This is a genomic window from Bradyrhizobium sp. SBR1B (genome assembly GCF_014198205.1).
Taxonomy (GTDB): Bacteria; Pseudomonadota; Alphaproteobacteria; order Rhizobiales; family Xanthobacteraceae; genus Bradyrhizobium.
Genome location: NZ_JACIHC010000002.1, coordinates 399,433 through 420,909, shown reverse-complemented (window position 1 = coordinate 420,909; position 21,477 = coordinate 399,433). Strand labels below are relative to the sequence as shown.

Below are 21,477 nucleotides of genomic sequence, written 5' to 3'. Positions count from 1 at the left end.
ACTCCCTGGGGTTATGGGTCCCGGCGTTCGCGGGGACGACACCTAGGACGTGGCAACTACCCCTTCCTCCCCACCCTATATCCGGCCGCCGGATGCGGCGCATCGAGCCTTGCGCGGCCGGCGCCGAACAGCTTCTCCCGCAGCGTGCCCTTGGCGTATTCCGACTTGTACCGTCCGCGCCGCGTCAGCTCCGGCACCAGCATGTCGGCAATATCCTCGAAATCGCCGGGCGAGATCGCAAACGCGACGTTGAGGCCGTCGACGTCGGTCTTCTCGAACCAGTCCTCGATCTTGTCCGCGACCATCTCCGGCGTGCCGACCACGACAGGGCCGGCGCCGCCGATGCCGACATGCTCGATGACGTCGCGCACGGTCCAGACGCGGTCCGGATCGCCGCGGGTGACGTTGTCGAGTGCGCTGCGACCGGCATCGTTCTGGACGTGACGGACCTGCTGGTCGAGCTCGTAGCCGGAGAAGTCGATGCCGGTCCAGCCCGACATCAGGGCCAGCGCGCCTTCCGGGTTGATATGCGACCGGTAGTCGGCATATTTCGCCGCAGCCTCTGCTTCCGTGTTGCCGAGGATGATCGTCATCATGTTGAACATCAGGATCTCAGCCGGATCGCGGCCGACCGCGGCGGCCTCCTGGCGGATCGCGGCGACACGCGGCCCGATGATCTTGGCCGACGGTCCCGACATGAACACGCATTCGGCATGCTTGGCCGCGAACTGCCGGCCGCGCGGCGAGGTGCCGGCCTGGTACAGGACCGGCGTGCGCTGGGGCGAGGGCTCGCTGAGATGGATGGTGTTGTTGATGCGGTAGTTCGCGCTCTCGTGATTGATGCGGTGAACCTTGCTGGGATCGGTGAAGATGCCGCGCTTGCGGTCGCGTAGCACGGCGTCGTCCTCCCAGCTCCCTTCCCAGAGCTTGTAGACCACCTCCATATATTCGTCCGCGATGTCGTAGCGGTCGTCATGCCCGGTCTGCTTGTCCTTGCCGGCGCCACGCGCGGCACTGTCGAGATAGCCGGTGACGACGTTCCAGCCGATCCGGCCCTCGGTGAGATGGTCCAGCGTCGACATCCGCCGCGCGAACGGATAGGGCGGCTCGAACGACAGATTGCTGGTGACGCCGAAGCCGAGGTCTTTCGTCACCGCGGCCATCGCCGAGAGCAGCAGCAGCGGCTCGTTCGACGGCGTCTGTGCTGCGTTGCGCAAGGCAGCGTCAGGACTGTTGCCGTAGACGTCGTAGACGCCGAGCACGTCGGCCAGGAACAGCCCGTCGAAACGGCCGCGCTCCAGTGTCCTGGCAAGATCGATCCAGTAGGGCAGGCGGTTATACTCGGCGGTGCGGTCGCGTGGATGAGTCCACAGGCCCGGCGACTGGTGCGCGACGCAATTCATCGCAAAGGCATTGAGCCTGATCTGCTTGGCCATGATCGTTCCCCGGCGCTCTATACTGAGCGCTCTTCGAATGGTAGATGTGCGCCCGAACTTGGCGAAGTTCTTGCATATAACCTGCGCTTGGCAAGGCCAAAATCAGCGGGCTGCCGCCCTTGGCAAGCCAGTCTCAAGAGAGCAAGAACGAATTCCCAAGAGAACTACAAGAGAAGTTCAAGAGAACTCCAAGAACTATCGACGTCCCCGCCACTTTCGAAGGGCCACCTGTCTCGGGTAGTGTCCTTTGTCTCAAAGTCTCGAAAAGCAAGTCATGACCAGAGCCGACGCCATCGCCCGCGCCCGTGAGGATTTCAAATCCGGTGCGTTCCTCGCTGAACTCGACCGCCGCGTCGCCTTCAAGACCGAAAGCCAGAATCCCTCGCGCGGCGCCGAGCTGCGCGCCTATCTGGAACAGGAGATGCAGCCGGCGTTTGCCGCGCTGGATTTTACCAGCCGCATCGTCGAGTCCCCCAGTGGCAAGTCGCCGTTCCTGTTCGCCGAGCATCACGAAAACGCCTCAGCGCCCACCGTGCTGATCTACGGCCATGGCGACGTCGTCGACGGCATGGAGGGCGAGTGGCGCGAGGGCCGCGATCCCTGGCGCACGACGGTTGCGGGCACGCGGCTCTATGGCCGCGGCACCGCCGACAACAAGGGCCAGCACAGCATCAACATGGCGGCACTCCGCGCGGTGCGCGACGCCCGTGGCGGCAAGCTCGGCTTCAACGCCAAGTTCATCGTCGAGATGGGCGAGGAGATCGGCTCACCCGATCTGGGCAAGGTGTGCGACCTCAATCGCGACGCGCTCAAGGCCGACCTGTTCATGGCCTCCGACGGGCCGCGCCTGTCCGCCGACCGCCCGACGCTGTTCCTGGGATGCCGCGGCGGCATCCGCATTCATCTGGATGTGAACCTGCGCGATGGCGGCCACCATTCCGGCAATTGGGGCGGCGTGCTCGCCAACCCCGCGACCATTCTGGTGAATGCGATCTCGACGCTGGTCGACGGCCATGGCCGCCTGCAGCTCGACGCCCTGAAACCGCCGCGCCTCAGCAACCAGATCCGCAGCTATCTTGCCGACGTACAGGTGGTGCCGACCGAGGACGAGCCGGCGCTTGCCGAGAACTGGGGCGAGGAGGGGCTGTCGGCCGCCGAGCGGCTTTACGCCTGGAACACGCTGGAAGTGCTGGCGATGTCATCCGGCAATATCGAGAAGCCGGCCAACGCCATTCCGGGCCATGCCAATGCCGTGCTGCAACTGCGTTTCGTGGTCGGCACCGAGGTCGGCGGCCTGATCGAGGCGATCCGCGCGCATCTTGTCCAGAAGGGCTTTTCGATGGTCGAGGTGCGGGCGGCGCAGAGCTTTGCTGCATCGCGCACCGATTTCGACAGCCCCTGGATCAATTGGGCGGCGGATTCGGTGAAAGAGACCACCGGCAAGCCGCCGGCGGTGCTGCCGAACTTCGGCGGCTCGCTGCCCAACGACGTATTCTCCGAGATCCTGGGTCTGCCGACGATCTGGGTCCCGCACTCCTATCCCGGCTGCTCCCAGCATGCGCCCAATGAGCACATCCTGCTGCCATTGACGGAAGAAGCCTTGACGGTGATGGCCGGCCTGTTCTGGGATCTCGGGGAATTGCCCAAGCCGCTGACCTGAGCCCATTAACCTCTGCCGCAAGCCAGCCGAAAGTCACATTCTAATCCGGCCCAATCTGTGCTTGCATCCGGGCCGCATCATCCTGAAAGGGGACCAAAAAAGTGAAACATTTCCGTAGCATTGGGCTCGCGCTCGCCGCGACCTTCGCCGTCAGCCAGGCCGGGGCCCAGGAGCTGACAGGCACGCTGAAGAACATCAAGGACACCGGCGCCATCACGCTGGGCTTCCGCGACTCCTCGATCCCCTTCTCCTATCTCGACGACAATCAGAAGCCCGTCGGATTTGCGATGGACATCTGCTACAAGATCGTCGACGCCGTGAAGAAGGAGCTCAAGCTCGACAAGCTCGAGGTCAAGCTCAACCCGGTGACGTCGGCGACCCGTATCCCGCTGATGGCGAACGGCACCATCGACCTCGAATGCGGCTCGACCACCAACAATGCCGAGCGCCAGAAGCAGGTTGCCTTCACCAACACCCACTACCTGACCGCGAGCCGCTACGTCTTCAAGAAGTCGAGCGGCCTGAAGTCGATCGAAGACCTCAAGGGCAAGACCGTGGTCTCGACCGCGGGAACCACCAACATCAAGCAGCTGACCGAGGCCAACGTCGAGAAAAAGCTCGGCGCCAACATCATTCCGGCCAAGGACCACGCCGAAGCCTTCCTGATGGTCGAGACCGACCGCGCGGTTGCCTTCGTGATGGACGACATCCTGCTCGCCAGCCTCGTCGCCGGCTCGAAGTCGCCGGCTGACTACGTCATCTCCAAGGACGCATTCTCCAAGCCGGAGCCCTACGGCATCATGCTGCGCAAGGACGATGCCGCCTTCAAGAAGGTGGTCGATGCGGCGACCGCGGCGCTCTATACGTCCGGCGAGGCCCAGAAGATCTATGACAAGTGGTTCACCGCCAAGATCCCGCCGAAGGGCCTGAACCTCAACACGCCGATCTCGGCCGAGCTGAAGAACGAGTTCGCCAAGCCGACGGACTCGCCGAACCCGGACGACTATAAGTAAGATAACCTCGATCTTTCGATCGGGATCATGTCCGGCCACTCTTGACACAGGGGTGGCCGGACATTTGCATAGGCGGCCAGGATATCTCTGACTGGCGCGTTCGCGCGGGGGACACGTGAACTATAACTGGAACTGGGGAATCTTTTTCCAGCCGAACCCGATGGGGACGGGCACCTATCTCGACATGCTGCTGTCGGGCCTGGCGCTGACCCTGAAAACCGCGGCGCTGGCCTGGGTCATCGCGCTGATCACCGGCTCGATCGTCGGCGTCATGCGCACGCTGCCGTCGAAGGGGGCGAACTGGTTCGGCTTCGCCTATGTCGAATTCTTCCGCAACATGCCGCTGTTGGTGCAGCTGTTCCTGTGGTTCTTCGTGCTGCCGGAGCTGCTGCCGAAGGCCGCCGGCATTTGGCTCAAGCAATTGCCGAACGCGCCGTTCTGGACGGCGGCGATCGGCGTCGGCTTCTTCATGTCGGCGCGCGTGGCCGTGCAGCTGCAGGCCGGCATCGGCTCACTGCCGCGCGGGCAGAAGATGGCGGCGACCGCGCTGGGTCTGACCACCGTGCAGGGCTATCGCTACGTGCTGCTGCCGATGGCGTTCCGCATCATCCTGCCGCCGCTGACGTCGGAGTTCCTCAACACCATCAAGAACACGGCGGTCGCGATCACCATCGGCCTGCTGGAGCTGACCGGACAGGCGCGCTCGATGCAGGAATTCTCGTTCCAGGTGTTCGAGGCCTTCACCGCCGCGACCATCCTCTATCTCCTCGTCAACGCCGTCGTGGTGACCGCGATGCGCTTCCTCGAACGCTGGGTCGCGATCCCCGGCTACATCACGGGGAAATAAGCGATGTTCGGCAATCTCGATTTCGACGTCATCCGCCGCGCTCTGCCCTATCTGTTCTACGAGGGCATGACGTTCACACTGACGCTGACGGGCCTTGCAGCCCTCGGTGGCCTCGTCTTCGGCACGGCGCTCGCCCTGATGCGCCTGTCGGGCCTCAAGCTGCTCGGCCGGATCGCCGGGGTCTATGTCGACTTCATGCGCTCGCTGCCGCTGGTGCTGGTGATCTTCTGGTTCTACTTCCTGGTGCCCTATATCGGGCAGTGGCTAACCGGCGCCTCGCGTCCCATCAGCGTCGGCGCGTTCGCATCCTCGCTCATCACCTTCATCATGTTCGAGGCGGCGTACTTCTCCGAGATCATGCGCGCCGGCATCCAGTCGATCTCGCGCGGCCAGCCGGCCGCGGCCAGCGCGCTGGGGCTGACCTACGCCCAGACCATGCGCTACGTCGTGTTGCCGCAAGCTTTCCGCAACATGCTGCCGGTCCTGATCACGCAGACCATCGTGCTGTTCCAGGACACCTCGCTGGTCTATGTCCTCTCGATCACGGACTTCCTGGGAGCGGCGAGCAAGGTCGCGCAGCGCGACGGGCGTCTCGTCGAAATGTATCTGTTCGCAGCCGTCGTCTACTTCACCATTTCCTGTATCGCGTCCTTCGGCGTCCGTCGCCTCCAGGCGCGCATCGCCATCATTCGATAGAGCGTGTCGGTCATGATCGAAATCAGCCACGTCAACAAATGGTACACTCCGAGCTTCCAGGTGCTGACCGATTGCACCACCAGCGTCACCAAGGGCGAGGTCGTCGTGGTCTGCGGACCCTCGGGCTCGGGCAAGTCGACGCTGATCAAGTGCGTCAATGCGCTGGAGCCGTTCCAGAGCGGCGACATCAGCGTCGACGGCACCAAGGTCAACGACCCCAAGACCAATCTGCCCAAGCTGCGCTCGCGCGTCGGCATGGTGTTCCAGCACTTCGAGCTGTTCCCGCACCTCAAGATCATCGATAATCTCTGCCTCGCGCAGCAGAAGGTGCTGGGCAGGTCGTCTGACAAGGCGGTGACGAAGGGCATGATGCTGCTGGATCGCGTCGGCCTGAAGGAACAGGCACAGAAATTTCCCGCGCAGCTTTCCGGCGGCCAGCAGCAGCGCGTGGCAATCGCGCGCGCGCTTGCCATGGACCCGATCGTCATGCTGTTCGACGAGCCGACCTCGGCACTCGATCCCGAAATGGTCAGCGAAGTGCTCGACGTCATGGTCGATCTCGCCCATGAGGGCATGACCATGATGGTCGTCACCCACGAGATGGGGTTTGCCCGCAAAGTGGCCAATCGCGTGATCTTCATGGACCGCGGCGAGATCGTCGAGGACGCGGCGAAGGACGATTTCTTCGGCCAGCCGCGCAGCGACCGCGCGCAGAAGTTCTTGTCGAAGATTCTGTCGCATTAGCTCCCCTGTCATTCCGGGACGCGCCTCTTGGCGCGGGCCCGGAATCCATCGGGCGGCAGTACGCGAGGTAAGATGGATTCCGGGCTCATTCGCTTTGCGAATGCCCCGGAATGACGGATCGAGGGTTTATCGGGCTCGCCAAATCTCCTATACCGGTGGCCAAATCCCCCTTCCCCCCAGGAGACCTGCCTTGGACCCGATCGCCTACGTCAACGGCTCATTTGTCCCGCTCTCGGACGCCAAGATCTCGGTCCTCGATCGCGGCTTCCTGTTTGCCGACGGCATCTATGAGGTCTCGGCCGTGCTTGACGGCAAGCTGGTCGACAACGCCTCGCATCTGGCGCGGCTGGAGCGCTCGGTCGGCGAGATCAGCTTGAAGCTGCCGGAGACGGTCGCGCGCATCACCGAGCTGCAGAAGGAGCTGATCGCGCGCAACAAGGTCGCCAATGGCCTGGTCTATCTCCAGGTGACACGCGGCGCCGACAAGGGCCGCGACTTTCCGTTTCCCAAGGGCGACGTCAAGTCGAGCCTGGTGATGTTCACCTCGGAGAAGGATATCATCAACGCCGCTTCGGCGAAGACCGGCATCAACGTCATCACCGTGCCAGACATCCGCTGGGAGCGGCGCGACATCAAGAGCGTGGCCCTGCTGGCGCAGGTCTTGGCAAAGCAGGCGGCGGCCGAAGCCGGCGCCGGCGAAGCCTGGATGCTGGAAGATGGCTACGTCACCGAAGGCGGTTCGTCCTCGGCCTTCATCCTCACCAAGGACGACGTCATCGTGACCCGCAAGAACTCCAACGCGATCCTGCCGGGCTGCACCCGCAAGGCCGTGGTGGCGCTCGCCGAGGAACGTCAGCTCCGTGTCGAGGAGCGCTCGTTCACGGTCGCCGAGGCGCTTGCCGCGAAGGAGGCTTTTGCGACGTCGGCTTCACTGTTCGTCCAGCCGGTGGTCGCCATCGACGGCAAGACCATCGGCGACGGCAAGCCCGGCCCGATGGCGACGCGCCTGCGCGAGATCTACGTGGAGTTCGCCAAGGCGACGGCGGTCTGAGCCGCGCACTCAGCTGCCGTAGGGTGGGCAAAGCGCAGCGTGCCCACGTCCTGCCTATTTGATGGGAAGACGTGGGCACGGCGCAAGTGCGCCTTTGCCCACCTACGAGACTTACCCGTGAGGGGAGCGCCTCCCGTCACGCCACCGACGCCTTCATCTTCACCGGATGAATCGCACGGAACGCGATCGCGATCCTGTTCCAGGCGTTGATGGCGCCGATCAGCATGGTCAGGTTCACGGTCTCTTCCTCGGAGAACTGCGCACGGACCTGCTCGTAGACATCATCAGGCGCATGCGTCTGCGAGATCAGCGTGACCGATTCCGTCCAGGCCAGCGCGGCGCGCTCGCGATCGGTGTAAAGCGGGGATTCGCGCCAGGCATCGAGCAAATAAATGCGCTGCTCGGTCTCGCCGCGCTTGCGGGCGTCCTCGGTGTGCATGTTGATGCAAAAGGCGCAGCCGTTGATCTGTGACGCCCGGATCTTGACGAGCTCGATCAGCGATTTCTCGAGCCCCGTGGACTGGATCTGCGTCTCCAGCGCCATCAGCGCTTTGATCGTATCCGGCGCGGCCTGATAGTAGTTCATGCGGGGTTTCATGGTCGTTCTCCTTGCTTGCTGGGTTGAGTCAGTGGGCGCCACCGGCTGAGGTCTGGCCGGGCTTCTTCAGGAACAGGACCGCGGCGAGCGCGACGATCAGTGCCATGCCGAGCAGATAAAACGTGTCGCTGAAGGCGAGAATGTACGCCTGCTTCTGCACGATATGGCCAATCGCGACATAGGCGCGATGTGCTGCATCCGCACGGTCGAGGATGCCGTGATTGACGAAATATTGCGTGAGCTGTTCCAGCCGTGTGCGGGTGGCCTGCTCGAACACCGAGACGGACTGCATCAGCACATTGGAGTGATACTGCTCGCGCTTGGTCAGCACGGTCTGGAGCAGTGCGATGCCGACGGCGCCGCCGAGATTGCGCATCATGTTGAACAGGCCCGAGGCCGAGCCCGCGTTCTCCGGCTCGATGCCGGCGGTAGCGACCGCCGAGAGCGGCGCCATCACCAGCGCCTGGCCGATGGCGCGGACGACGTTGGGCCACAGCAGCTGGTCGGCGGCGTAATCGTTGGTCATATAGATGTTCATGAAGTTGGAAGCCGCGAACAGCACGAAGCCGACGCCGATGATGATCCGCGCATCGAACTTTTGCATCAAGCGCGGCACCAGCGGAATCAGCAGAAGTTGCGGCAATCCGGTCCAGGCCAGCACCATGCCGATCTGCTCGGAATTGTAGCCCTGGATGCGCGACAGATACTGCGGCAGGATGAAGACCGAGCCGTACAGCGCGATGCCGAGCAGGAAGTTTGCGAGCATGCCGAAGCCGAAATTGCGGCGGACGAGCAGGCGCAGGTTGAGCAGCGGCTTCTTCACCGTGAGCTCGATGATCAGGAAGGCGGTCAGCGCGACGGCCGCGATCACTGACAGCTTGACGATGAAGGGCGAGCCGAACCAGTCGTCCTTGTTGCCTTCCTCCAGCACGGTCTGCAGCGCCGATAGCCCGATCGCCATGGTGATGATGCCGGCCCAGTCGCCGTCGCGCAGCAGCGCCAGCTTCATCGGCTTGGGCTCGAGCGCGTACCAGAGCATGCCGACCATCACCGCGCCGGGGACGAGGTTGACGTAGAAGATGTACTCCCAGCCGAAATTTTCGGTGAGATAGCCGCCGATGGTCGGGCCGATCGCCGGCGCAAACGTCGCCGACAGCGCGAACAGCGCAAGGCCGACCGGCTGTTTTGCGCGCGGCAGCAGCGTGATGATCAGCGTGAACGCCATCGGAATCAGCACGCCGCCGGTAAATCCCTGCACGGCGCGCAGCACGATCATCTGCGGCAGATCCTGCGCAAGTGCACAGGCCGCCGAGAGAACCAGGAACAGGATCGCATTGGTCAGAAGGTAAATCCGGATCGAGAACACCTGCGCCAGCCAGCCGGACAGCGGGATCACCACGATCTCGGCGACCAGATAGGAGGTCGAGATCCAGCCGCCGTCGTCGATGCCGGCGCCGATCGCACCCTGGATGTCGGCGAGCGAGGCGTTGACGATCTGGATGTTCAACACCGCCATGAAGGCGCCGAGCGTCGCGCCGATCACGGCGACCCAGGTCTTTGCGGATACGGCCGGCGTGCTCGGAGCTGCGGGGGCGGCGAGATTGGTGGCGGCGTCGAGGGTCGGTTGCAGCGTGCTCATGAAGGCCTCGTCTCGGGTACGGAGACAGGATGCGTCAGGCGAATGGTTTCGATAATCGATGAAGCTGTGGAAGGATCGTTCGGCAGGATTTGATAATCCTGCCGAGGCCTTCCGGCTTCAGCCGCCGTTCGGGCGGGACGTGTTGCCGGCGAGGCGCTTCGCCGTCTCGCGCTTCGGCCAGCACCGCCTGCTTGGTGTCGACCGTCGGCACCGCCGACATGCCGGGGCGCAGCAGGCCGGTGAGGCTGTGGTCGTCGAGCACGATCTTCACCGGGACCCGCTGCACGATCTTGGTGAAATTGCCGGTGGCGTTGTCGGGCGGCAGCAGCGCGAATTCGAGCCCGCTCGCGGGCGACAGGCTGTCGACATGGCCGTGCAGGGTTCGATTGCGAAAACTGTCGACGTGCAACTCGACCGGCTGACCCGGCCGCACATGCGTGAGCTGGGTCTCCTTGAAGTTGGCGACCACGTAGACCGCATCGAGCGGCACCACCGCCATCAATTGCGTGCCGGCTTGCACGTACTGGCCGACGCGCAGCGAGCGAGCGCCGACGGTGCCCTCGACCGGCGCGGTGATCTCGGTATAGGACAGGTTCAACGCCGCCTGCTGTGCGACAGCGCGGGCCCGTTCGAGCTGGGCCGCCGCCTGGGCGCGCTGGGTGGTGAGCACGTCGATCTTGCGCTGAGCGGCAAGAAGGCCGGATTTCGCGTGCTGCAATTGCGCGCTGCTCGCGCGTAGCGCCGCGTCGGTCTGCTGCGCGCGCTGGATCGTGCCGGAGCCGGTCTTCATGAGGTCGTCGTAACGGGCGCGCTCTTCCTGCGCGAATTTCAGGTTGGCGTCGGCTGCAGTGACGTCAGCCGTGCTCTGCTCGATGATCGGCTGTTGCAGCTCGAGCTGGGCATCGATGTTGCGCACCGAGGCTGCGCCGGCGGCGACGTCGGCTTTGGCCTGGTCGAGCGCCGCCTTGAAGTCGCGATCGTCGATCTTGGCCAGCGCCTGCCCCGCCTTCACCTTTTCGTTGTCACTGACCAGCACCTTGGCGATGTAGCCGGAGATTTTTGGTGCGATGATCGTGGAGTCAGCCTTCACATAGGCATCGTCGGTTGTCTCGAGGTAGCGGCCGTTGGTCCAGTAATCGTGCCCGTAATAAACAGCGGTTGTCGTGCCCGCGAGGAACGCGAGCGCCAGCGCCGCGCGCCGCACCCCGTTCCGGGCCGGGGCAGTCGGCGGGGTCTTGGGGTTATCGGGGGTGATTTCAGTTGCCTGCTGAAAAGTCTCGGCGCGGGGCATCTCGGACATGGAAGTCTCCTATCGGCGTCCTGAGACTATTGGTCTTTCTGGGCCGGGTGATAATCGGCGAAATGCTGGAAGGATTATCCATCAGGGTTGGATAATCCGGAGAGGTCGCCTTGGTTGTGATGTCTAGCGAACCAGACCCGCGACTGCCCCAGCGGGATTGCCGCGCCCGTCGAGCGATTGCTGCTAACGCATGCGTCCTGCTCCACGCGGGGTGAAATCCCGTGTTTTGATAGATAATCGGGGTGAATTTCTTGCGATTATCCATCAAAGGCGGATAATCGGCGCCATGGATCGATTGACCAGCCTCGAAGTCTTCAGCCGGGTGGTAGAGACCGGCGGCTTCTCTGCAGCCGCCCGCAAGCTCAACATGTCGACCACCATGGTGAGCAATCACGTTCAGGCGCTGGAAGACCGGCTCGGGGTGAGGCTGCTTCAGCGGACCACGCGCAAGGTCAACCTCACCGAGATCGGCAAGGCCTATTACGACCGGTGCGTCCAGATCCTCGCCGACATCGAACAGGCCGACGATATCGCAAGTGAATTGCAGTCGGTGCCCCGCGGCACGCTGCGCATCCACGTCGCCACGCATATGGTGCAGTTCGTCGCGCCTGTGGTGGCAAAGCTTCTGTCGACCTATTCGGAGCTCAAGGTCGATCTGCGAATGGGCGAGGCTGACGTCGATCTCATCGAGGAAGGCTACGATGTCGCCTTGCGCATGACCTCGCCGCCGGATTCAAGCCTGATCGTCCGCAGCCTCGCCACCTGGCGTCACGTGCTGTGCTGCTCGCACGATTATCTCGAGAAGCACGGCCGGGTGCAGAAGCTCGACGAGCTCGCCGCGCATAATTGTGGCCGGCACCTGAACTATCCGTTCGGCGACGAATGGCGCTTCCTCGATCGCAAAGGCGCACCGGCCTCCGTACGCATCTCGGGCAGCTTCGTCACCAATAGCGGAGAAGCGCTGCGCAAGGTCGCACTGGAGGGGGCCGCAATCTGTCTGATGGCGGGATTTCTCGTTCAGGACGACCTCGAAGCCGGCCGCCTCGTGCGCCTCTTGCCGGAATATCGGACGATCGAGCTGTCGATGAACGCGGTCTATCCGCATCGTCATCATCTGTCGGCAAAGGTCAGGACCTTCATCGACCTGCTCGCGTACCACAGCGCCGAGCAGCAAAAGCTGATCAATCCGTATTCGTGAGCCGCGCCGGCAGCGGCCGTGTCGTATGGTGGGCAAAGGCGCCCTTGCGCCGTGCCCACGATCTGTCAATTGGTGGACAGAAGACGTGGGCACGCTTCGCTTTGCCCACCCTACGAGAGCGTCAATGCGGCGGCGGCAGCCGCCCGAACAGCTTTTCAACCGACAAGCCGATCGCGAGCAGGCGGCGATCGCTTCCGGCAGGGCCATCGAGTTCAAGTCCGATCGGCAATCTGCTGGTGGCGCCGAGCGCGATCGGGATCTGGATGCCGGGAATGCCGGCATTGCTGCCGGGGTCGGTGTTCTGGATGAACAGCCCGAAGTTCTCGAGGCTGCTGGAGTCGGGATTGGATGCGATTGCGACGCGCGGCGTGGTCGGGAAAGCGATGGCGTCGAGCCGATGATCGGCGAAGGTCCTGGCATAGAGCGCCTGTAGCGCCGGTCGTGCGGTCTTGATCGCCGCGTCGTAGATCGGCCTGGCATCGAGCAGTGTATTGTCCGGACCCGGCAATTTGCGCGGGATGACGAGGCCATCATAGGTGCCCTTCACGTCGGGGCTCGCAATCTCCTTCGCCAGCGCTTCGATGGTGAGGCCTGTGCCGGTGCGGGCGAGATAGCCGACCATGTCGTCATAGGCTTCATAGAGCGCGACCGGGAAGCCGACCTGGCCGTTGAGTTCGGCGAGCTGCGGCATCTCGACCTCGACGATCGTGACGCCGTGGGCCTTCATCCGCACGATAGCGGCCTGGAAGGCGGTTTCGGTATCGGCATCGAGATTGGTCAACATCGTCTTCACGACGCCGATCCGCACCTGCTTCAGGTCGGCCGGTAGGGCCGCCTCGCCATTCGTGATGACGCGATCGAGCAGTGCGACGTCGGCCATGGTCGCGGCCATCGGGCCTGCAGTGTCGCGCGTGTGCGAGATCGGGGCGATGCCTTCCTGTGGATAGCGGCCGACGGTCGGGCGCAGCGAGGCACATCCGTTCAGCGCGGCGGGCACGCGCACCGATCCTCCGGTATCGGTGCCGAGCCCGCCTGAGACGATCCGTGCGCCGATCGCCGTACCCGTGCCCGACGAGGAGCCGCCGGCGATCAGGTTGCGATCATAGGCGTTCCGCACGCCGAACTCGGTGCCGGTCTTGAACGCGGTGTTGTAGCCGGAGATGCCGAAGGCCAGCTCGTGCATGCTGGTCTTGCCGATGATGATCGCGCCCGCCGCGCGCAGCTTTGCCACGACCGGCGCATCGGCTTTCGGAACGTAATCTCTGAGTGCGGGTGTGCCAGCGCTACAGGGCAGTCCCGCGACCTCGATGTTGTCCTTGATCACAAGGGGCACACCGCCGAGCGGCTTGTCCTTGTCACCCGTTGTGTCGAATGCCGCGGCGGCCTTCAAGGCGCCGGCCTCGTCCAGCGTGACGAAGGCATTGAGATCGGCATTGGCCTTGGCGCGGGCAAGAGCCTCCGTTGTGAGCGCGGTACTCGTGACTGAACCGGCGCGGAGGGCGGCCGCGGCCTGGGTCAGGGTCAACTGGTCGAAATCCATGATGCGTCACCCGATTGGCGGGCAGCCGTCAGGGCGCCCTCCCGGGCATAGAGGCTGAAGCCTCGCCGGCTCCGCGTCAACCGGTGGCGCGCAGCTTTGCCGGCGGCGACGGGTGGAGTTCATTGAACAGCCGCTCGACCTCGATCTTCGCCTTTCCGATCGCGGCGTCCTTGACCGGGCCATAGCCGCGAATGTCCATCGGCGCTGTCGCGATTGCGACGAGACCTGGCAGATGTGCGGCATCGAGCCCGCCGAGGAACCGCTCGATCAAACCTTCATACCAGGCAATCAGCTCGCGCTCGGTGCGCCTTTCCCGGGTGTAGCCGAACGGATCGAACCGCGTGCCGCGCAGCCCCTTCAAGCGCGCGAGCACGGCGAGTGGCATCTGGATCCATTGGCCGAAGGCGCGCTTGCGCGGGCGCCCCCGTGCGTCGCGCCGCGACGGCAGGAAGGGCGGGGCGAGGTGATACTGGACGCTGAAGCCGTCCTCGAATTCGCGCTTCAGCTCGTCGAGGAATCCGCCCTGCATGTGCAGCCGCGCCACCTCGTATTCGTCCTTGTAGGCCATCAGCTTGAACAGGGCGCGTGCGACGGCCTCGGTCAGGGCCTCGCTGTTCAGGACAGCTTCGGCGCGGCGGACCCTTGCGACGGTCGCCCGGTAGCGCGCCGCATAGGCGTCGTCCTGATAGGTGGTGAGGAAATCGGCCCGACGGTCGATCATCTGGTCGAGCGTCTCGGCCTTGGGCGCATCGTCCACCCTCGGCAAAAAGTCCGGATCGACTGCGGCGACCCGGCCCCAGGCAAAGGCCTGCTTGTTGCGCTCGACGGCGACGCCGTTGAGCTCGATTGCACGCAGCAGCGCTTGCAGTGAGATCGGCACCAAACCGCGCTGCCAGGCAAAGCCCAGCATGATGATGTTGGCATAGACGGCATCGCCGAGCAGTCGTTCGGCCAGCGCATTGGCGTTGATGGTGCCGAGATTGCCCTCGCCGATGACTTGGCCGATGGCACGCAGGCGCGCGGGGGAGGCGAGATCGGCATCGCGGAAACGGACGACGTCGCCGGTCGGCATCTCCGCGGTGTTGATCGCGGCGCGCGTGCCGCGGCGGTAGGTGCCGGAGGCCTTCGGCGAGGAGCTGACGACGAGATCGCAGCCGATCAGCGCATCGGCTGCGCCCTGGTCGATACGGACCTGATGCAGCGCCGCGGGGCTCGAGGCGAGGCGGATATAGCTCAGCACGGGCCCGAATTTCTGCGCGAAGCCGGTGAAGTCGAGCACTGAGACGCCGCGGCCTTCGAGGTGCGCCGCCATGCCGATCAGCGCGCCGACAGTAATCACGCCGGTACCGCCGACGCCGGTCACCAGCAGGTCGTAAGAACGGTCGAGTGCCGCCGTCGCGGGCAACGGAAGTGTGGCGGTCCGACCAACCGCGTCGAGCTGGCTCGCGCTCTTCTTGCGACGCGTCGCGCCTTCGACGGTCACAAAACTCGGGCAGAAGCCGTTGAGGCAGGAAAAATCCTTGTTGCAGGTCGACAGGTTGATCTGGCGCTTGCGGCCGAACGGCGTCTCCTTCGGCTCGACGCTGAGGCAGTTGGATTCCACCGAGCAGTCGCCGCAACCCTCGCAGACGAGATCGTTGATATAGGCGAAGCGCTTCGGGTCGGCCATCTGCCCGCGCTTGCGCCGGCGTCGCTTCTCCGTGGCGCAGGTCTGCTGATAGATCAGGACCGAGACGCCGGGGACATCGCGCAGCTCGCGCTGCACGGCATCCATCTCCTCGCGCGGATGAAGGGTGACGCCGGCCGGCAGGTCGGCAGGCGAGAACTGTGCCGGATCATCCGACACCAGCGCGATGCGCGCCACACCTTCGGCGCGGACGCTGTGGGCGATGGCATGCACGCTGATGGGACCGTCGACCGGCTGGCCACCGGTCATCGCGACGGCGTCGTTGAACAGGATCTTGTAGGTGATGTTGGCCTTGGCGGCGATCGCCTGCCGGATCGCCATCGAGCCGGAGTGGTAATAGGTGCCTTCGCCGAGGTTCTGAAAGATGTGCTTGTGGCCGGTGAAGCGTGACGAAGCCGCCCAGTTGACGCCTTCACCGCCCATCTGGATCAGTGACGAGGTCTCGCGGTCCATCCAGCTTGCCATGAAGTGACAACCGATGCCGGCCAGCGCCTTGGAGCCTTCAGGTACCTTTGTTGACGTGTTGTGCGGGCAACCCGAGCAGAAATACGGGGTGCGCGTCGCGCCCGAGACGTTGATGGTGCGTGCGGCCTCCGGCATCAGAGCGGCCGCGCGTGCGGCGAGATTGAGGCCTGGAAACATCGGATCAAGCCGGCGCGCCAACACGCCCGCCAGCGCGCGGGGCGACAATTCGCCGATCCAGGAGATCAGCCTTGCCCCGGTTTCGTCGTGCTTGCCGACCATGCGCTCCGGCTTGCTGCCAGGATAGTCGTAAAAATATTCCTTGAACTGGCTCTCGATAATGCCGCGCTTCTCCTCGACCACGAGGATCTCGCGCTTACCCTTCACAAAATCCATGGCGTCATGCAGCGCCAGCGGCCAGACCATGCCGACCTTGTAGACGTCGATGCCGATGCTGCGGCAGGCGCCTTCATCAAGGCCCATCAGCCGCAGCGCCTCCATCAGGTCCAGATGTGCCTTGCCCGTGGTGACGATGCCGTAGGTCGCGTCCGCAATGTCGTAGATGTGACGGTCGATCGGATTGGCCTTTGCGAAGGCGTAGACCGCGTGCTTCTTCGCCTCCAGCCGCTCCTCGATCTGCGGGCCCGGCAAATCAGGCCAGCGATAATGCAGGCCGCCTGGCGGCGGCGTGAACTCCGGCGTGCGGAAGTGACGCGGCGGCTGCAGCGCGACGGAGGCGCCCGACTCGACGATCTCCGAGATCGCCTTGAAGCCGACCCACATGCCGGAGAAGCGACTCAGTGCATAGCCATATTCGCCGAACGCGAGATACTCGCCGACGCTCGCGGGATGCAGCGTCGGCATGAACCAGCTCATGAAGGCGACGTCAGACTGGTGCGGCATCGAGGAGGAGACACAGCCATGGTCGTCGCCGGCGACCACCAGCACACCGCCATGCGGCGAGGAGCCGTAGGCATTGCCATGCTTCAGCGCATCGCCGGAGCGGTCGACGCCGGGTCCCTTGCCGTACCAGAGCCCGAACACGCCATCGACCTCGCGATCTCCCTGCGTCTCGACCTGCTGCGAGCCGAGTACCGCGGTCGCGGCGAGGTCCTCGTTGACGGCGGGCAGAAACTCGATGCGGTCTCGCTTCAGCCGCTCCTGGATGCGCCAGAGCTCGAGGTCGATGCCGCCGAGCGGCGAGCCGCGATAGCCTGAGATGAAGCCGGCCGTGTTGAGCCCCGCGGCCCGGTCGCGCCTGACTTGGTCGAGCGCGATGCGAACGATGGCCTGTGTGCCCGTAAGGAAGACGCGGCCGTGTTCGCGATCGTAGCGATCGGAGAGTTCGTAGGGGTCGAGTGACGGAAAGGCGTCCATGCGGACCTCCCGCGGCATCCTTGCCGGATGAGCGGAGGGTAGGCCCTGATGGTTGGTAGGTCTTACCTATCTTTCCTAGCTGCAAGCTGATTCTGGTAAATTATCCCGGATTCCGCTATCATGCGGTAGAATACACCAGATTGAGCCGATCGATGATCGAAGACCAGGACACCCGGATTCTCGCGCACCTCCAGAAGGACGGCCGCGCCACCAACCAGCAAGTGGCGGACGAGGTCGGCATGTCCACCTCTGCCTGTTGGCGCCGAGTGCGCGCGCTGGAGGAGGCCGGCATCATCCAGGGCTACGCGGCGCTGGTCGCGCGCGAGCAGGCGGGCTTTGCGATGTCAGCCATTCTCCACGTCTCACTGGAGCGGCATGACGCAAAGTTCGTCGACGAATTCGTCGCGCGGGTAACCAAGCGCCGCGAGGTGCTGGAGTGCTTTGCGACCACGGGCGACGCCGATTATCATTTGCGCGTCGTCGTGCAGGACATGGCGGCCTACAACCGCTTCCTCGACGAGTTCATGTTCCGCATTCCCGGCATCCGCTACGTCCGCAGCAACGTGGTGCTGAAGGAGATCAAGTCGAGTGTGGCGCTGCCGTTTTGATTCCCGAGAGGTGCCGTAGGGTGGGCAAAGCGAAGCGTGCCCACGATCTTTCACGACGGAAAAAGATGGTGGGCACGGCGCAAGAGCGCCTTTGCCCACCCTACGGCACCGGTGCTGCGGGGCCGCTAGCGCCCCTCCCGCACAAACCTGTTCCGCAACGTCCCGACACCGGTGATGTCGATCTCCACGATATCGCCGTGCTTGATGTCGGGCGAGGCACCGTCCGTGCCCATCCAGATCACGTCGCCGGGCCATAAGGTAAAATACTTGGTCAGTTCGACCAGGAACGGCACCACGCCGAAGATCATGTCGTTGGTCGCGAAGCGGTTGGTCTCGTTGCCGTTGACCCGGACCACCGTTTCCATCTGTTCGAGATCGGCCTCGGTCTCGATCCACGGTCCCATCGGCTTGAACGTGTCGGCGTTCTTCGAGCGCCACAGGCTGCGGTCGGCCTTCTGCCAGCTGCGCTCGCTGACGTCGTTGCCGACAGTGTAGCCGAACACGCAATCCATCGCGTTGTCCTCCGTGAGATGCTTCACCTTCTTGCCGATGACGACGACGAGCTCGCCCTCGTAATGGATTTTCTCCGTCGCAAAGGACGGGATCACGACGTCCTCGTCATGTGCGATCAGCGCGTTCTGGGCGCGATAGCCGATCTCGGGACGGTCAGGCACGGCCGGCACGGTGCCGGCCTTGTCGGCGGCTTCCTTCAGGTGCTTGAGGTAGTTCAAGCCGACGCAATAGAAGGTGCGGGGGATCAGTGGCAACTCGATCTTCACGTCCGACAGCGAATGCGTGCGCGAGCTGCGTTGCCATTCGTCGAAGGGATCGCCTTCGACTGCGATTACCTTGTCGTCCTCGATGATTCCCCACGAGGTCTTGCCTGCATCAGTAAATTTCAGCCAGCGCATGCCAAGTCCTCGTTGCTATTCCGCGGCATCGCGCGGCAGCACCTTCCAGGCGCCGGCCGCGGGCCGCTTCAGTCCGAGATTTTCGCGCAGCGTCTTGCCGCGATAGTCTTTTTGAAACAGTCCGCGGCGTTGCAGCTCCGGGACGACATGCTGGACGAAATCGGCGTAGGAGCCGGGCACATAGGTCGCCGCGATGACAAAGCCGTCGCAGCCGCGCTCGACAAACATCTCCTCGAGCTTGTCCGCGATCTCCTTGGGGCCGCCGATCATTGCGTCCTGCACTTGCCCGCGGCCGGAGAAAGTGACGAAGTCGCGCGCGCTCGGATTGCTCTTGCCCGAATTCTTCAGCACGCCGTCGCGGATGCCCAGAATACCCTGCATGCTCTTCAGCTCGTCAGTGGTCAGCGGCTCGTCGAGATCCTTGGAGGCGAAGTCGTAGTTGAGCGCTTCGGCAAGCAGCGACAGCGCGTCGATCTGGAGCGGCAGCTTGTTGATCAGCGCCATCCTGTCCTCGGCTTCCGCCTTGGTCGCGCCACAGACCGGCGTCGTCAAATTGCAAAGGAACATCTCATCAGGATCGCGGCCGGCCTTGGCGGCCTCGTTGCGCACGGACGCATAGCCGTCCTTGGCGCCCTGAAGATTGCGCGCGGCGGTGAAGATCACCTCGCCCCACCGCCCGGCAAAGCGCTGGCCTCGGCCCGATGCCCCGGCCTGGATGATCACGGGATGGCCTTGCTGCGAACGCGGCACGGTGAACGGCCCGCGTGACTTGAACGCCGCGCCCTTGTGGTCGAGCCGCTTCACCTTGGTCGGATCAGCAAAGCGGCCGGTCTTCTTGTCCATGATGAGCGCGCCGTCTTCCCAGGTGTCCCAATGGCCGAGCACGACCTCCATGAATTCGTCGGCCTTGTCGTAGCGGGAATCATGTTCTGGATGGGAGTCGCGCCCCATGTTGAGCGCCTCGCCGTCGTTGAGCGAGGTGACGACGTTCCAGCCGGCGCGTCCGCCGGACATGAGATCGAGCGTCGCGAAGCGGCGGGCGACGTCGAACGGTTCGTAATAAGTGGTCGAGCACGTCGCGCCCAGCCCGAGCTTCTCGGTGACCATGCCCATCGTGGTCACCACGATCAGCGGATCCATCTTCACGCAGCGGATGCCGTATTCGACGGTATGGGCGTGGTCGTTGCCGTAGCGGTCCGGCATCGCCAGGCGGTCGTCGAAGAAGGCCATGTGGAACTTGCCGGCTTCGAGAATTCTGCCGATCTCCTGATAATAGTCCGCCGACATCGAATCGTCGCGCGAATCCGGATGCCGCCAGGAGCTCGGCAGGTTGGTGCAGTTCTGCGCCTGGAGAAAGCCGACCAGGACCATCTGTCGATTCATGCTGCTGTTCTCCTGATGCCGTCAGGCCAGATCGAGGACGGTGTCGAGCCGGTATTCCCGCGCCAGCGCGCGCAGCCTTTCCCAGGTGGCATCCTCGATCTCGATGCCGTCGCGCAGGCGCTGCTGCTCGCGCAGGCCCTCGATCTCGCCGGGATAGTAGACGCCTTTGCTGCCCTCTGACGGCGGCGTCGATTTCAGATAGCGCGCGAACTCGGCGACCTCGCGCTTGAACTCCTGCAGCGGGCGGAATGCGGCGACATTGAACACCGCCATGAAGCAACCGTCATTGTGTCGCCCCGTCGGCTCGACGCCGAAGCCGAGGCCGGTGAGGAGGCCGCACAGCACCTCGACCATCGCAGCAAGGCCGCTGCCTTTGTAACCCTCGGTGCCGCCGAGCGGCAGCAGCGCGCCGCCCTTGCGGTATTGGGTCGGATCGGTGGTGTGCCGTCCCTCGGCATCGATGATCCAGCCCGTCGGAATCTCCTCGCCGCGCGCGACCGCGAGCTGGATCTTGCCGGCCGCGACAGCTGAAGTCGCCATATCCAGATAGAACGGCGCATCGAGATCGGACGGCACGGCAATCGAGATCGGGTTGGTGCCGAGCCGCGCCTCCTTGCCGCCGAACGGCGCCACGTGCTTCGGCGAGCGGCCGGAATCCGCCGTGGCAATCCCGATCATGCCTGCGCGCATCGCCATCAAGGGGTAGGCGGCGAGGCGGCCGACGTGGCTTTGCCGGAACACGGTGCAGGCAGCGACATTCGCCGTCCTGGCTTTGTCGATCGTCAGCGCCATCGCCTTGGCGTTGACGTGGAAACCAAAGCCCCAATGGCCGTCGATCACGGTCGTGGTCGGCGATTCCTGGACCACGGTCCATTTGGCGCCGGGAACGATGTGGCCGGCCTTGATCCGGTCGATATAGGTGGGAACGGCGATCACGCCGTGGGAATCATGGCCGGCGAGATTGGCATTGACGCAGCCGACCGCGACGGCATCGGCTTCTTCCTCGGAGGCTCCGGCGGCGCGGAGTAGGGCGGCGCTGACGCGCGTGAGGCGATCGGCCGTGACGATCGGCATGGCGTTCCCCGGGGTCTTTGCCCTTGGCGGGCACTGATTGTTGGAGGCCATCGTCTCAAAGCGCGGCAGCGATATCAATCTCCCGTAAACCAATACAGGGCTGCAAATTCGTAAAGAGATCGCGCCTCTCGCTGAGGATTCGTCCCGCGCGGCGGTATTTTCGGTAGTTTACCCGGGGTCGTTCGCAGCTCGTTCACTTTGATCGATTGTTTGCAGCGCGCAATAACCACCACTTAGGCGATGGCCCCTCATA

Annotated in this window: 16 protein-coding genes and 1 pseudogene; 8 read left to right on the top strand and 9 right to left on the bottom strand. The window is 64.0% G+C overall.

From position 1 onward, the window contains the following. Positions 1–56: 56 nt before the first annotated feature. Positions 57–1,436, bottom strand: coding sequence for an LLM class flavin-dependent oxidoreductase (locus GGD61_RS06655; protein ID WP_092255409.1), 1,380 nt, complete (start codon positions 1,434–1,436; stop codon positions 57–59). Between the two features lie 274 nt (positions 1,437–1,710). Here GGD61_RS06655 and GGD61_RS06650 point away from each other — a divergent pair, with 274 nt between their 5' ends. The 6 genes from GGD61_RS06650 to GGD61_RS06625 all read left to right on the top strand — a co-directional run bounded on the left by GGD61_RS06650 (position 1,711) and on the right by GGD61_RS06625 (position 7,447). Next, positions 1,711–3,096 (top strand): M20 family metallopeptidase, encoded by a 1,386-nt coding sequence (locus GGD61_RS06650; RefSeq protein ID WP_183230443.1) that lies wholly within the window; start codon positions 1,711–1,713, stop codon positions 3,094–3,096. A gap of 101 nt (positions 3,097–3,197) precedes the next feature. Beyond that, positions 3,198–4,109 carry an amino acid ABC transporter substrate-binding protein gene (locus GGD61_RS06645; protein WP_092255403.1) on the top strand — a complete coding sequence of 304 codons (912 nt, stop codon included), beginning with the start codon at positions 3,198–3,200 and terminating at the stop codon, positions 4,107–4,109. 115 nt (positions 4,110–4,224) lie between these two features. Then, on the top strand, positions 4,225–4,956 hold the full coding sequence (locus tag GGD61_RS06640) for an amino acid ABC transporter permease (protein WP_018321509.1): 732 nt from the start codon (positions 4,225–4,227) through the stop codon (positions 4,954–4,956). Positions 4,957–4,959: 3 nt separating this feature from the next. After that, the gene (locus GGD61_RS06635; protein ID WP_018321510.1) at positions 4,960–5,652 is read left to right on the top strand and encodes an amino acid ABC transporter permease; all 693 of its coding nucleotides are present in this window, start codon (positions 4,960–4,962) and stop codon (positions 5,650–5,652) included. Between the two features lie 12 nt (positions 5,653–5,664). Further along, entirely contained in the window at positions 5,665–6,396 is a 732-nt protein-coding gene (locus tag GGD61_RS06630) for an amino acid ABC transporter ATP-binding protein (RefSeq protein WP_018321511.1), read from the top strand. A gap of 190 nt (positions 6,397–6,586) precedes the next feature. Further along, positions 6,587–7,447, top strand: coding sequence for a D-amino-acid transaminase (locus GGD61_RS06625; RefSeq protein WP_092255400.1), 861 nt, complete (start codon positions 6,587–6,589; stop codon positions 7,445–7,447). 136 nt (positions 7,448–7,583) lie between these two features. Here the strand turns inward: GGD61_RS06625 and GGD61_RS06620 are convergent, their stop codons facing one another. From GGD61_RS06620 to GGD61_RS06610, 3 genes and pseudogenes are all read right to left on the bottom strand, one after another. Then, the gene (locus GGD61_RS06620) at positions 7,584–8,045 is read right to left on the bottom strand and encodes a carboxymuconolactone decarboxylase family protein (protein WP_092255397.1); all 462 of its coding nucleotides are present in this window, start codon (positions 8,043–8,045) and stop codon (positions 7,584–7,586) included. A 28-nt stretch (positions 8,046–8,073) separates the two neighbouring features. Beyond that, positions 8,074–9,684: an MDR family MFS transporter gene (locus GGD61_RS06615; protein WP_092255394.1), complete on the bottom strand. Its 1,611-nt coding sequence runs from the start codon at positions 9,682–9,684 to the stop codon at positions 8,074–8,076. A gap of 117 nt (positions 9,685–9,801) precedes the next feature. Next, positions 9,802–10,984, bottom strand: a pseudogene (locus tag GGD61_RS06610) (HlyD family secretion protein). A gap of 286 nt (positions 10,985–11,270) precedes the next feature. Between GGD61_RS06610 and GGD61_RS06605 the strand changes: the two are divergent. Then, a complete protein-coding gene (locus GGD61_RS06605) occupies positions 11,271–12,182 on the top strand; it encodes a LysR family transcriptional regulator (protein ID WP_183230442.1) in 912 nt (303 codons plus the stop codon). A gap of 121 nt (positions 12,183–12,303) precedes the next feature. Here GGD61_RS06605 and iaaH read toward each other — a convergent pair whose 3' ends face one another. Beyond that, positions 12,304–13,722 carry an indoleacetamide hydrolase gene (gene iaaH / locus GGD61_RS06600; protein ID WP_092255385.1) on the bottom strand — a complete coding sequence of 473 codons (1,419 nt, stop codon included), beginning with the start codon at positions 13,720–13,722 and terminating at the stop codon, positions 12,304–12,306. 76 nt (positions 13,723–13,798) lie between these two features. Next, on the bottom strand, positions 13,799–17,248 hold the full coding sequence (locus GGD61_RS06595) for an indolepyruvate ferredoxin oxidoreductase family protein (RefSeq protein WP_092255383.1): 3,450 nt from the start codon (positions 17,246–17,248) through the stop codon (positions 13,799–13,801). 152 nt (positions 17,249–17,400) lie between these two features. On the opposite strand from GGD61_RS06595, the gene GGD61_RS06590 reads away from it, so the two are divergent. Then, positions 17,401–17,856 carry an Lrp/AsnC family transcriptional regulator gene (locus tag GGD61_RS06590; RefSeq protein WP_092255380.1) on the top strand — a complete coding sequence of 152 codons (456 nt, stop codon included), beginning with the start codon at positions 17,401–17,403 and terminating at the stop codon, positions 17,854–17,856. Between the two features lie 125 nt (positions 17,857–17,981). Here the strand turns inward: GGD61_RS06590 and GGD61_RS06585 are convergent, their stop codons facing one another. From GGD61_RS06585 to GGD61_RS06575, 3 genes are read right to left on the bottom strand one after another with little or no spacing between them, the layout of a single operon-like run. Next, entirely contained in the window at positions 17,982–18,767 is a 786-nt protein-coding gene (locus tag GGD61_RS06585; RefSeq protein WP_092255377.1) for a fumarylacetoacetate hydrolase family protein, read from the bottom strand. Between the two features lie 15 nt (positions 18,768–18,782). Continuing rightward, on the bottom strand, positions 18,783–20,150 hold the full coding sequence (locus tag GGD61_RS06580) for an LLM class flavin-dependent oxidoreductase (RefSeq protein ID WP_183230441.1): 1,368 nt from the start codon (positions 20,148–20,150) through the stop codon (positions 18,783–18,785). Positions 20,151–20,171: 21 nt separating this feature from the next. Next, entirely contained in the window at positions 20,172–21,224 is a 1,053-nt protein-coding gene (locus tag GGD61_RS06575) for an Ldh family oxidoreductase (RefSeq protein ID WP_092255371.1), read from the bottom strand. Positions 21,225–21,477: the final 253 nt, after the last annotated feature.